The organism is Sphingopyxis sp. 550B (assembly GCF_057401805.1).
On sequence record NZ_CM171610.1, the window covers coordinates 88241 to 100312 of the forward strand.

At 67.9% G+C, this 12072-nt stretch carries 13 protein-coding genes, 1 tRNA gene and 2 riboswitches; of the genes, 3 read left to right on the plus strand and 11 right to left on the minus strand.

Annotated elements, in window-relative coordinates:
* Positions 1 to 53 precede the first annotated feature (53 nt).
* A riboswitch (cobalamin riboswitch) is annotated at positions 54 to 243 on the minus strand.
* 12 nt (positions 244 to 255) lie between these two features.
* From AC2S9W_RS00410 to AC2S9W_RS00445, 8 genes are all read right to left on the minus strand, one after another.
* Positions 256 to 1557, minus strand: a complete 1302-nt coding sequence (locus AC2S9W_RS00410; protein ID WP_486571483.1) for a cobyrinic acid a,c-diamide synthase CobB — start codon at positions 1555 to 1557, stop codon at positions 256 to 258.
* On the minus strand, positions 1554 to 2162 hold the full coding sequence (gene cobO / locus AC2S9W_RS00415) for a cob(I)yrinic acid a,c-diamide adenosyltransferase (protein WP_486571484.1): 609 nt from the start codon (positions 2160 to 2162) through the stop codon (positions 1554 to 1556). Before cobO ends, AC2S9W_RS00410 begins: the two co-directional genes overlap by 4 nt.
* Before the next feature lie 111 nt (positions 2163 to 2273).
* Positions 2274 to 2495: riboswitch (cobalamin riboswitch) on the minus strand.
* Between the two features lie 522 nt (positions 2496 to 3017).
* A complete protein-coding gene (locus tag AC2S9W_RS00420) occupies positions 3018 to 4208 on the minus strand; it encodes an IS91 family transposase (protein ID WP_067113795.1) in 1191 nt (396 codons plus the stop codon).
* 5 nt (positions 4209 to 4213) lie between these two features.
* Positions 4214 to 5122 carry a tyrosine-type recombinase/integrase gene (locus tag AC2S9W_RS00425; protein ID WP_067113797.1) on the minus strand — a complete coding sequence of 303 codons (909 nt, stop codon included), beginning with the start codon at positions 5120 to 5122 and terminating at the stop codon, positions 4214 to 4216.
* A gap of 165 nt (positions 5123 to 5287) precedes the next feature.
* Positions 5288 to 5364, minus strand: a tRNA-Arg gene (locus AC2S9W_RS00430).
* A 48-nt stretch (positions 5365 to 5412) separates the two neighbouring features.
* On the minus strand, positions 5413 to 5886 hold the full coding sequence (locus AC2S9W_RS00435; protein WP_475282834.1) for a DUF1178 family protein: 474 nt from the start codon (positions 5884 to 5886) through the stop codon (positions 5413 to 5415).
* Complete coding sequence (grxC, locus tag AC2S9W_RS00440) at positions 5883 to 6149, minus strand: glutaredoxin 3 (RefSeq protein WP_067113840.1); 267 nt, start codon at positions 6147 to 6149, stop codon at positions 5883 to 5885. The genes AC2S9W_RS00435 and grxC overlap by 4 nt, the downstream gene beginning before the upstream one ends.
* 4 nt (positions 6150 to 6153) lie before the next feature.
* Positions 6154 to 6966, minus strand: coding sequence for a double zinc ribbon domain-containing protein (locus AC2S9W_RS00445; protein ID WP_486572049.1), 813 nt, complete (start codon positions 6964 to 6966; stop codon positions 6154 to 6156).
* Between the two features lie 186 nt (positions 6967 to 7152).
* Between AC2S9W_RS00445 and AC2S9W_RS00450 the strand changes: the two genes are divergently transcribed.
* Complete coding sequence (locus tag AC2S9W_RS00450) at positions 7153 to 7956, plus strand: class I SAM-dependent methyltransferase (protein ID WP_486571485.1); 804 nt, start codon at positions 7153 to 7155, stop codon at positions 7954 to 7956.
* Positions 7957 to 8147: 191 nt separating this feature from the next.
* Here the strand turns inward: AC2S9W_RS00450 and AC2S9W_RS00455 are convergent, their stop codons facing one another.
* Positions 8148 to 8540: a (deoxy)nucleoside triphosphate pyrophosphohydrolase gene (locus tag AC2S9W_RS00455; RefSeq protein WP_286750224.1), complete on the minus strand. Its 393-nt coding sequence runs from the start codon at positions 8538 to 8540 to the stop codon at positions 8148 to 8150.
* Positions 8541 to 8643: 103 nt separating this feature from the next.
* Between AC2S9W_RS00455 and AC2S9W_RS00460 the strand changes: the two genes are divergently transcribed.
* Both AC2S9W_RS00460 and AC2S9W_RS00465 read left to right on the plus strand, forming a co-directional pair.
* Positions 8644 to 8823 carry a Flp family type IVb pilin gene (locus AC2S9W_RS00460; protein WP_067113754.1) on the plus strand — a complete coding sequence of 60 codons (180 nt, stop codon included), beginning with the start codon at positions 8644 to 8646 and terminating at the stop codon, positions 8821 to 8823.
* A 138-nt stretch (positions 8824 to 8961) separates the two neighbouring features.
* Complete coding sequence (locus tag AC2S9W_RS00465; RefSeq protein WP_067113752.1) at positions 8962 to 9141, plus strand: Flp family type IVb pilin; 180 nt, start codon at positions 8962 to 8964, stop codon at positions 9139 to 9141.
* 73 nt (positions 9142 to 9214) lie between these two features.
* On the opposite strand, the gene AC2S9W_RS00470 is transcribed toward AC2S9W_RS00465, so the two are convergent.
* Together AC2S9W_RS00470 and AC2S9W_RS00475 are read right to left on the minus strand one after the other, a co-directional pair.
* Positions 9215 to 10717 (minus strand): M48 family metalloprotease, encoded by a 1503-nt coding sequence (locus AC2S9W_RS00470; RefSeq protein WP_486571486.1) that lies wholly within the window; start codon positions 10715 to 10717, stop codon positions 9215 to 9217.
* 297 nt (positions 10718 to 11014) lie between these two features.
* Positions 11015 to 11962, minus strand: coding sequence for an acetyl-CoA carboxylase carboxyltransferase subunit alpha (locus tag AC2S9W_RS00475; protein WP_067106173.1), 948 nt, complete (start codon positions 11960 to 11962; stop codon positions 11015 to 11017).
* Positions 11963 to 12072: the final 110 nt, after the last annotated feature.

A 12072-nucleotide genomic window follows, 5' to 3' on the forward strand; every position in this document is an offset into this window, starting at 1 on the left:
CCTTTGTCGTCTGTCGGGTTCACCCCCGTCCGCCCGGCACACCCTGTCCGCGCGAAAGACGACGGCGACGGGCAGGTCTCCTGGCTCGCGGGTCGACGCCGGTCCGGGCCGCCTTCTCAGGACCGATGGTCCCAATGGCATATGGCCCGATGGCTCTCCGCTTACAGTTGCAGGGGCAGCAGGGGTTTCGCACCCCATTCCCTTTCAATCCCCTTTCGGGGAACCTGTCGCGGCCCGCTCGTTAGGCAAATCGCGTCAGGCGATCAAGTGAAAGAAGCTGCCCGTCACAAGACCGGCGCGATGCCCGGCGGGGCCGAGATCGCGACCCGCCGCGTCGGCAAGCCGGGCGAAGGGGGTGCCTTCGTTCGTCGATGTGATGGTCGCATGATGATATTCATGCCCCCACAGCGGCGTTTCGGCATCGGCGAAGCGCGTCGGCGCGAACAGCCGCGCCTGCCGATAGCCGAGCGACATCTTCCGTTTCGCGAAGCTGGTATCGACCGGCAGCAGCCTCGCCATCGGATGCACGATGCCGTCCGCATCCTCGATGCTGCGGCCGAGCAGCATATAGCCGCCGCATTCGCCATGCACCGGCGCGCGCGCCGCGAAGGCGCGCAACCCCGCCATGAAGCGCGCATTGCCCGCCAGCCTGCCCGCGTGCAGTTCGGGATAGCCGCCGGGCAGCCAGCAGGCGTCGCAGTCCATCGGCGGCGCCTCGTCGGCGAGCGGCGAGAAGCCGCAAATCTCCGCGCCCGCATCGCGCCACCACGACGCCAGATGCGGATAGAAGAAGGCGAAGGCATCGTCGGCGGCGAGGGCGATGCGCTGCCCCGGCGGACGCAGGCGCGGTCGGACGGGCAAGGCCGGAGAGGTCGCACGCGCTGCCGCGCGGATCGCGGCGAGGTCGCAATCGCGCGCGACGATGGCCGCGACCGCATCGATCCGCTCGTCCAGCGCGCCATCTTCGCGCGCCTGCACCAGCCCGAGGTGGCGAGAGGCGACCGCCAGCGCCGGATCGCGGCGGATCATGCCGAACAGCGGCAGGTCGAGCGCGTCGAATCCTTCGGCGATCATCGCGGCGTGACGGTCGCTCGCAACGCGGTTGACGATGACGCCGGCCACCGACGGCGCGCCGGGAAAGGTCGCGAAGCCATGCGCGATCGCCGCGACGCTCTGGCCCGCGCCCTCGGCATCGACGACGAGCAGGACCGGCCAATCCGTCAGCCGCGCGACCTCGGCCGCCGTGCTGCCCTGGCCCGCGCCATCGAACAATCCCATCGCGGCTTCGGCGACGACCAGATCGGCACCGTAGGCCGCCTGCGCCGCCAGCCCCTTCAGCATCGCCGGCGTCATCGCGAAGCCGTCGAGATTGACCGATGGTCGCCCGGTCGCCACGGCGTGAAAGCCGGGGTCGATATAGTCGGGTCCGCATTTTGCCGCAGCGACGCCGAGTCCTTCGCGCAGGAAAGCGCGCTGCAGCCCGATCGCGACGAGCGTCTTGCCCGCCCCCGAGCGCGGCGCCGCGACCAGCAGTCCCGGCGCGAATTGGCCGCTCAAAACTCGATGCCCCGCTGCGCCTTCACGCCCGACCGGAACGGGTGCTTCACCTGCACCATCTCGGTGACGAGGTCGGCGGCTTCGATCAGCGCCTCGGGCGCATTGCGGCCGGTGACGATGACATGCTTCATCTCGCCTCGATCGAGCAGGCCCGCGATCACCTCGTCAACGGACAGATATTCGTAGCGCAATACGATGTTGAGTTCGTCGGCGACCACCATCGCGATGTCGGGATCGGCGATCATCCGCTTCACCTCGTCCCATCCGGCGCGCGCCCAGGCGATATCGCGCGCACGGTCCTGCGTGTCCCAGGTGAAGCCTTCGCCCATGACCTTGTGCTCGACCTGCCCGGGAAAGGCCGAATAGACGGCCTTCTCGCCAGTCGCCCAGCCGCCCTTGATGAACTGGACGATGCCGACCTTCATCCCGTGCCCCAGCGCGCGGCACACCATGCCGAAGGCGGCAGTCGACTTTCCCTTGCCCTTGCCGGTGTGGACGATCAGCAGGCCCTTTTCCTGCGTCTTGTCGGCCATGATCTTGGCTCTTGCAGCCTGCCGCTTGCGCGCCTTTTCATTGTGGCGTTCATTGATTTCGTCTTCGGTCATCTTTCCCTCCGGGCACGACATCGCTCTGGCGCGGCGCCGACCGGCACCGCACCGCTGATTTTCGTCGCCCGAACGGGTGATCCGTGCCCTGGCCTTTCCCTGGACCGAGGCATTGAGCGACCCACGCCGGCAGGTCTCCTGGCTCGCGGGTCGTCGCTTGATGCACGCCTTCCCAGGTCGCCCCAGTGGCAGACCCGGTCGGGGACCGGGTCGGTGCATCGCGCTCGCCGCTTACAGTTGCAGGGACAGCCATGGCTTCGGCCTGCCGCGAACGGACGGCCTCACCATATTCCCTATTATGCCCTCGCGGGCACCGGCGCGGTTGCGCAAAGGCAGATGCCTTCACTCATCCGGAATTAGCGCATGATCCATCTTAATCAACATCCACGGTGATCCTGTCCCTAACGGCTGTTGGCGTCCATTGCCGCCGGATCGGTTGTCAAATGTCCGCTTCCAACGATTCGCGCCGCGGAAAACCGGCGACCGAGGCTGGAATCGTGCGGCCAGGTGAGCCTGCTTTCCCGGCCATGTCGGTACGATGCCGACGGTCCGCTAACGTTGAGAGTTTCAGACGCCGCCAGGCGTCAGAAAGTCTTCGGTGCCCGAACCGCGGTGGTCATGAGCCGAGCTATGGGGAAAGCTGTTTTGCGCTGATGGTGGGGTAGCCGGGCGCAGCCCAAAAGCGGACGCTTCCGGTAGCGGAGCGTCTGGATATGGGTCGAAAAAGCGGACGTGCAAAAGCAGACGGGCCGATTTTGGTGGTGTGACGTCTGCTTTTGAGCAGGGCCAGCGCAAGCGGGTCCGCTTCCAGGCGCGGGTCTGCCCTGGATGGTGTTGGCGATAGGCCGTGCCGGGTCACGGCGCCTGTATCCCGGATGACGGTGCCGGAGAGGGCGGCGCACGCGGGAGGTAGCGGCGCTCGAAAACCTCGATGATGATCATGGTGCCGCCACAGCAAGGGCATAGCGGTTGAGCTTTGAGGTCGGCGGGTTGATCGTCGTCTGGTGAAGGTGCGACGCTGAGCAGGCGGCGAGCGCGTTCGAGATGATACTTGCGCCTGGCGCTGGCGAGCAGTCCATAGTGGCGGATCCGATGGAACCCACGCGGCAGGGCGTGGAGGAGAAAGCGGCGGATGAACTCGTCAGCAGCGAGCGTCATGACCTGCTGCCGTCCGGCGCCGGACTTGCGGTAATCCTTGTAGCGGAAGGTGACCCCGACCTCATCGAACCGGAGAAGGCGGCTGTTCGATATCGCGACCCGGTGGGTGTAGCGTGACAGATAGGCGAGCACCGCCTCGGGCCCAGCGAACGGTGGCTTGGCATAGACGACCCAGCGCTTCTTGCGGACCGGCGAGAGGTGCCGCAGGAACGCGCGTCGTTCGGCGAGATGCGTGAGGCTGCCAAAGAGGGCGAGCTGCCCGCGGTCATGGAGCGCGCGCAGCCGGGTTAGGAACAGGCGTCGGAACAGGGCACCAAGCACGCGGACCGGCAGCAGGAAGGCGGGGCGTGCGGATATCCAGCGTGTTCCATCGCGCGAGATGCCGCCGCCGGGCACGATCATGTGGATATGGGGATGATGGGTCAGCGCCGAGCCCCATGTGTGGAGGACGGCGGTGATGCCGATCCGGGCGCCGAGGTGCTTCGGGTCGGCGGCAATCGTCAGCATCGTATCGGCCGCCGCCTTGAACAGCAGGTCATAGACGAGCGCCTTGTTGTGGAAGGCGATCGCGGCGACCTCGGCAGGCAGCGTGAACACGACGTGGAAATAGCCGACCGGGAGGAGGTCGGCCTCGCGGGCCTCGAGCCAGGTGCGTGCAGCAGCGCCCTGGCACCTCGGGCAATGCCGGTTGCGGCAACTGTTGTAGGCGATCCGCCAATGCCCGCAGTCGGTGCAGGCTTCGACATGGCCGCCGAGCGCGGCGGTGCGGCAATGCTCGATCGCCGACATGATCTTGAGCTGATGCAGGCTCAGATGCCCGGCATGGGCCATGCGATAGGCAGGCCCCGCGGCGCGGAAAATGTCGGCGACCTCGAGTGAGGCGCGCATCGGCCTCAGCCGTCGGGCGCCTCTTCGCTCGGCGATGCGAGCGCGAGCCTGTCGAGCGGGCTGACGATCGAGCGAACGGTCTTGGTGGCAACCTGCGTGTAGAAGGCGGTGGTGTTTAGCTTGGCGTGGCCGAGCAGCGCCTGGATGACGCGGATATCGACGCCGTCCTCGAGCAGGTGGGTGGCGAAGCTATGGCGGAGCGTATGCGGTCCGACGCGCTTGTCGATATCGGCGGCCTCGGCGGCTTCGACGACGACGCGGTAGAGCTGACGCGTGCTGATCGGAGCTGCGGCGCTCTGTCCGGGGAAGAGCCAGCCGTCGGGGACGAGGATGCCCTGTTGCCGCCCCGCGCGCCACCAGTCGCGCAGGAGCAGAAGCAGCCCTTCGGGCAGCATAGCGTTGCGGTAGCGACCGCCTTTGCCGCGCTCGATCCGCAGCAGCATCCGCTTGCTGTCGATATCGCTGACCTTCAGCGCCGACACCTCGGCGACGCGCAGCCCCGCGCCGTAAGCGACCGACAGCGCCGCCTGGTGCTTGAGCGAGCGGGTCGCATCGAGCAGCCGCTTCACCTCGGCCATCGTCAGCACGACCGGGATCTTGCGAACCTGCCTGGTGCGGATCAGCTTGCGCGCGAGGTCGGGGCGGTCGAGCGTGTGCGTGAAGAAGAACCGCAGCGCGCCGACGATGCTGTTCATCGTTGGTGCGGGGACGCCCGCCTGTTGCTGCTCGATCTGAAACTGCCGGACATCCTCGGCGCTCGCGGTGTGGGGCGAGCGCCCGAGCCAGGTCGCGAACCGTCCGACATCGCGAAGATAATTACGCTGCGTCTCCTTCGAGAAGCGGCGCATGGTCATGTCGTCGATCAGGCGCTGGCGCAGCGGGCTGATCGGGCCAATCTGGATAAGCTCGTTCATCGTTCGACTCCTCAGGTAAAGGAGCCGAAAGGGTCTGCCTGCGGCAGCCCACGTTCAATCAGGTGCGGCGATCGCTGGGCCGCTTTACATCGAGGCTAGCACCAATCCGCGCAGCGGTTCGTGCAACGGCCCATACCAGCCAAAGTTCTCTCTTTTGTTCGGGAATGGTGCGCCCGACAGGATTCGAACCTGTGGCCCCCAGATTAGGAATCTGATGCTCTATCCTGCTGAGCTACGGGCGCGTGCTGCCGGGGCAGCGCCGCCTCTCTACCGGCGCGGGCTTGCCGCCGTCAATTGGCGAGATCGGGCGGGACGACCGGGACGAGCAGCGGCATCGCCGCGATGCCGTCGTCGTGCAGCGCCTGCGCTTCTTCGGGCGAGGCCTGGCCGTGGATCAGATCTTCGGGAGCGCGCCCCTCGTGCATCGCGCGCGCCGCATCGGCGAATTCGCGGCCGACCCAGCGCGACTGCGGCAGCATCTCCGCCTGCTTCGCCGCGATGTCGGCGAGGACGCGGCGCACGACCTCCGCCGGCACGGCATTCGCCGGCTCGCCCGGCGGCACCGCGGCGACCACCGCCCCGCCCGCCTGGTTCGACTTGGCCCCCACGCGCGGCGCCATCACCGCCTTGCGCACCGCGCTGTCGCCACAGATCGGGCAGGCGATCAGGCCGCGCGCCTGCTGATCGGCGAAGCTGTCGCTGCTGGCGAACCACGCCTCGAAGCGATGTTCGCCCGCGGTGCAGCTGAGGTCGAAGACGATCACGGCCGCCCCGCCGCCAGCAGCGGGTCGAGCCCGCCCTTCGCATCGAGCGCGGCAAGATCGTCGCTGCCGCCGATGTGCCGTCCGTCGATGAAGATCTGCGGCACGGTGCGCCGTCCGCCGGCGCGCGCGACCATCGCATCGAAGCCCGCGCGATCCATCGTCACGTCGATCTCTTCATAAGCGGCGCCCTTGCCGTCGAGAAGCGCCTTCGCCCGCGTGCAATAGGGGCAGAAGAATTTGGTATAGATCTCGATCGTCGCCATGCGGCTATCCCGTCATCATCCTGCCATCCATATCGGAATCCAGCATGGCAAAGTCAATCGGATCGACGGGCGACGCCGCGCCGGGCACCACGCGCGCCCAGGTCAGCGCCGATACGCGCGCCGCCCCGGCCCGCCGCAGCGCCCGCGCCGCCGCGCGCAGCGTCGCGCCGCTCGCATGCACGTCGTCGATCAGAATCAGGTGCCGCCCGACGGCGCGCGTCCGTGCCGCGGGCGCCAGCGCGAAGGCACCGGCGACGATCCGTTCGCGCTCGCGCTTCGTCCTGCCGCGCAGCGACGCGGTGGCGCGCGTGCGGACGAGCAGGTGCGGATCGTGCGCGACGCCACTGTGCCGCGCCAGCGCGTCGGCGACGAGCGCCGCCTGGTTGAAGCCGCGCGACCACAGCCGCCAGCGGTGCAGCGGGATCGGGACGAGCAGCGGGTCGCCGTCCCCTTCCCCCGCCGTCAGCGCCGCCAGCGGCCGCGCGAGGAACTGCGCCATCAGCCGCGCATGGCCGAGCCGGCGGCCATATTTGAGCCGCAGCGCAACGGTACGGGCGGCCGGGCCATAGGCGACGGCGGCGGGGGCGCCGTCGAAAGGCGGCGGGTCGGCAAGGCAGGCGCCGCATTCGAGCGGAACGCCCGCCGGCGCATCGGGCAAGGGGATCGAGCAGCGCGAACAGGCGGGTCCGTCGAGGAAATCAAGCGACGACCAGCAGGCAAGGCAGAATTGCCGGTCGTCACCGACGATCACCCCGCACGCGGGGCAGCGCGGCGGCAGCGCATAATCGGCGACGCCGCGCGCCACGCTCCGCACCATCGTCCGCAGCAGCCCATTCCAGCGCCGCGGCGGCGCATCCTGCCCGTCTTCCCCCGCGCGCATCGCCATCTTGGGGTTGTGAAGCATCGGCGGGAGCGGCACAAGCGCGCCATGCCGTCCGCTCCCGCCCCCGCCTCATCCGCCCTGCTCTTTTCCCCCGCGCGCCATCGCGCCCAACGCGACCGGATGGTGCGCCTGCCGAAGGATGCCGATTTCCTCGCCCCGATCATCGCCGAGACGTTGCTCGACCGGCTGACGATGGTCACGCGCAGCTTTCCGCGCACGCTGCTGATCGGCGCGCACGACGGCGCGCTGATCGCGCATCTGCGCGGCACCGGGACCGCGCTGTTGATCCTCGAGGCCGGGCCGGCGCTCGCGGCGTCGGTGGGGATGGGGGCGGGCGCGCTGGTCGGGGAAGCCGATGCGGTCGACCTGCCCTTCGCGAGTTTCGACCTGATCCTGTGGCCCGGCGGGCTCGACGGCGTCAACGACGTGCCCGGCGCGCTCGTCCGCCTGCGCGCGCTGCTCGCGCCCGACGGGCTGCTGCTCGGCGCCTTCGTCGGCGACGGCAGCCTGCCGCGCCTGCGCCGCGCGGTGATGGCCGAGGGTGTCCGCCCCGTCGCGCGGATGCACCCGCAGATCGACCTGGCGGCGATGGGCAATCTGCTCCAGCGCACCGGCTTTGCGCTGCCCGTGGTCGATGTCGAGGCGCTGACCGTGCGCTATGGCAACGTCTTCGCCCTCGCCCGCGACCTGCGCGCCGCGGGGCTGGCGAGCCGCCTGTCCCCTGCTCCGCCGCCGCTGACCCGCGAGGAGGCGGCGCGGATCGCGGCCGCCTTCGCCGCCGGCGCCGACCCCGACGGCCGTATCGCCGAGCAATTCCGGCTCGTCCATTTCAGCGGCTGGGCGCCACACCCCGACCAGCCCCAGCCGGCGCGACGCGGCAGCGGCTCCGCCTCGCTGACGGAGGCGCTGAAGCCGAAGCGATAATTGTCGAGCCGGGGCGGCTACCGGCATAGCGCAAGCTTGCCGGCGGCCGCGGCTTTGGATTGACCTATTTCGTCATTGCGAGCGGAGCGAAGCAATCCAGGGCGCTTTATGCCCACTCTGGATTGCCGCGCGGCTTCGCCGCTCGCAATGACGAGTCCGTCTGATGTCATCATCTCTAATGGCACGCCGCTTTAAACAAGCGCTTCGAGCAGCCCGATCAGCGGGAGGTCGGCGGGCGGCATGTCGAGGCCGTAAAGTTCGACCGGCCGCACCCAGCGCAACGCGGTCGCATGTCGGGCCACCGGCGTTCCCCGCCATTTGCGGCAGACATAGAGCAGCAACAGCAGGTGCCGATTGCCGAGCGTATCGCTCGCGAAGCAGGCGGGGGCGAGGCAGGCGTGATCGACGTCGATCGCCAGTTCCTCGGCCAGTTCGCGGATCAGCGCCGCCTCGGGCGTCTCGCCGGGTTCGACCTTGCCGCCCGGAAATTCCCACAGCCCCGCCATCGGCTTGCCCGCGGGCCGCTGCTGGACGAGGATCCGCCCGTCGCGGTCGACGAGCGCCGCCGCGACCACGAGAAGCATGTTTTGCGCGTCGCGGAGCGCGTCGGGGACAGTCAAATTCCTTAACCTTCCTGTGCAAAATTCGGCCGCTTCGGGACGTAACATTTGGGGCAGGGGCGGAACAATGGCCAAGTTTCTCGCGCTGCTGCGGTCGACCAGGGCCGCGACAGCCATCGAATATGGGTTGATCCTGGCGATGATTTTCATCGCCGCAGTGTCCGCCATGGGGGGCGTGGGAACGTCGACCGCCAATATGTGGAATCGCGTGTCGACGACCACCGACACGGCGACGAACAAGAATTGATCCGGCGGTTTCCAAGCCGAATCGCGCATATTCCGGCGTCCGGCATTAAACTTTTCAAAACCAATTGCCCGTAAATCCCGCAGATGTTGACACCGACCAGATCGTCAACGGGGTAAGTGACCTACCAGGAGACCAGACATGAAGTTTTTCAAGAAATTCGTTCGCGACACCAAGGCCGCGACTGCCATCGAATACGGCCTGATCGCGGCGCTGATCGCCGTTGCCGCCATCACCGCGCTGACCAACGTCGGCTCGAGCGTCAGCAATACGTTCGACAAGGTCGACGGCAAGCTGACCAACGCCAACAGCAAGGCGTAATCGGCCTCTTCCATCCGCTTCGCGGGTGGCAGAATCCAGGGAAAGGGCGGTGCATGCACCGCCCTTTTTCGTGTCAGCGGCTGGCGTAGGTGACGATCTTCACCTTCTGCCCCGGCGTCAGGCGACTGTTCGCCGCCAGCCGGTTGAGCACCTGGAAGCGCTCGGCGGCATAATCGCTGTACGCCATGCGCCGCGCCAGGCTGGCGACGCTGTCGCCGCTCTTCACCGTCACGACATCGACGCGGCGCGGCCGGATCGCCGCCGCCTCGCTGGTGCTGAGCCGGCGGAGGCTGGTGAACATCGAGTTGAACACACCGCTGCCGCCCGCCTTGGTCAGCGCGACGAAGTGGAAGGCGCTGGTCCGCGAAAATTCATAGGCGAAGACTGTGACGTCGACCTGCCCCGACTGGCTGTTGGCCCGGACGGTCGTGTAATAAGCGGGGATGCCGCCCACCGTCGTGCGCTGGATCGTGCCCGGCGTCAGATTGGCCTTGCCGCCGATTTCCTTGAGGACGGCGGCGATATAGGCGTTCATGTCGCCGCTGTAGGCGCCGGTCGAGAATTGCGCCTGCCCGCCGTTGCCGCTGATCGACACCGCGCTCGTCCCGTTCTGCATGCCATAGCCGTTCGGAACCTCGAACCGCAGTTTCAGGTCGGGATGCAGAAATTCGCGCCCCTCGACGACGCCCTGCGCCGGATCGTCGCCATAGAGCACGCCGTTGACAGATGCCAGGAAGGCGTCGGCGTTACGCACCCCGCCCGCACCCTGCCGCGCGGCGAGCGTCTGGGCGTTGCGGACGCGCGAAGCGGGGTCGGGGTGGGTGCTCGCCCATTCGGGAAGCGAGCGCGCGTCACCGCCCGACAGGCGCGCTTCGAGGCTGGTCTGCGCGGCGAGGCTGGCGAGCATCGTCGACAGCGCGAGCGGGTCGTAGCCCGCGCTCTTCAGATATTGCACGCCGAGCTGGTCGGCCTCCAGTTCCTGGCTGCGCGAGAAGCCGAGCGTCGCCAGCTGCGCGACCTGCATCGCATTGTTCTGGAGCAGGCCGCCGAGACCGCCGAGCAGCCCGCCATTATCGCCGATCGCGCCGCCGAGCACGGTCGCGAGGACGCCAAGGACGGTGTTGCGCGTCGCCGCCGACTGGCGCTTCTTGCTGTGCCGCGCCGCGACATGGCCGACCTCGTGCCCCAGCACGCCCGCCAGTTCGGCCTCGTCGTTCATCAGCGCCATCAGCTGGCGGGTGACATAGACATAGCCGCCGGGGATCGCGAAGGCGTTGTTCACCGGCGAGTTGAGCAGGGTCACCGTGAAATCGCTCGGGCTGCGCGACAGGCCCGACTGCACCGCGATATTCTGGCCGACGCGGTTCACATAGGCGGCCTGCGCCCCGGCATAGGCGCCGCCGAATTCGGCCATGAGCTGCGGATGCGCCTCGCTGCCCTGCTGACGGTCGGCGGCGGAAATGCTGGTCGCGGTCCTGACCGCCTTCGCATCGGCGGGCGAACCGATCCCGCTTCCGGCCGCGGCGCAGCCTGCAACCAGCGCCGCGAGTGCTATCATCGTCGTCCTGCGGGCCATCATATGCCTCCCTCTGCTTTCACTGTCGACTGCTTGCGAACCATGGCCGGCGAATCATGCTTCTCTCTCGCTCGTCATGCTGAACTTGTTTCAGCATCCATGGCCAGACCTGTCCTTTACGCCGCTTTTCAGCGGGGGGCAGGCCATGGACCCTGAAACAAGTTCAGGGTGACGAAGAACGAAAGATCTGGACCCCGCTGGACGTGCTCGCAAACGACATGGTCGCCTTTCCTTTCCGCCCTCCGTTCGAGGAGCGGGTTTGAAGAAGAACGCCATCGTCGGCGAACGGGTTCCCCTTCAGGCCCGCCCCATCGCGAGGAATTTCTCCTCGCGCGCCGCCAGCACCGCATCGCGCGGCAGGCCCGACAGCGCGTCGAGTTCGCCCGCGATCGCGTCGCCGAGCGACTGGATCGCGACTTCGGGCGCGCGGTGGGCGCCGCCGACGGGTTCGGGGACGATGCGGTCGATCACCTTCAGCGCGAGCAGGTCCTCCGCCGACATCTTCATCGCCGCGGCGGCGTCGGGCGCCTTGTCGGCGGTGCGCCACAGGATCGACGCGCAGCCTTCGGGCGAGATCACCGAATAGACCGCATGCTCGAACATCAGCACCCGGTTCGCGGCGGCGAGCGCGATCGCACCGCCCGAGCCGCCCTCTCCGACGATCGCCGCGACCATCGGGACGCCGAGCGCCAAGCATTGCTCGGTCGAGCGCGCGATCGCCTCGGCCTGGCCGCGTTCTTCGGCCTGGATGCCCGGAAAAGCGCCCGATGTGTCGACCAGCGTCACCACCGGCAGCCCGAAACGGTCGGCAAGCTGCATCAGGCGGATCGCCTTGCGATAGCCCTCCGGCTTCGCCATGCCGAAATTATGCTTCATGCGCGAAGGGATGTCGTCGCCCTTCTCGTGCCCGATCACCATCACGCGGCGGCCGCGGAAGCGCGCCAGCCCGCCGAGGATCGCCTGATCGTCGCCGAAATTGCGGTCGCCGGCGAGCGGCATCCAGTCATCGAACAGACCCGCGACATAATGTTTGAAATGCGGCCGGTCGGGATGGCGCGCGACCTGCGTCTTTTGCCACGGGGTCAGCTTCGCATAGATATCGCGCAGCATCTTCGCGGATTTCGCCTCCAGCCGCGCGATGTCGCCTTCGATGTCGAGCGACGGATCGTCCCCCATCTCGCGCAGTTCGGCAATCTGGCGATCGAGCGCCGCGACCTGTTTTTCGAAGTCCAGAAAGGCTGTCATGCCGGATTCGCTAGGCGGATGGGGCGTTCAGGTCAACGCCTGCCGGAAACGGGGGCGGGTCCTATTTGTCCGGCAGCGTCCCGCCTTGCCGATGGCTGGAGATTGCTTCG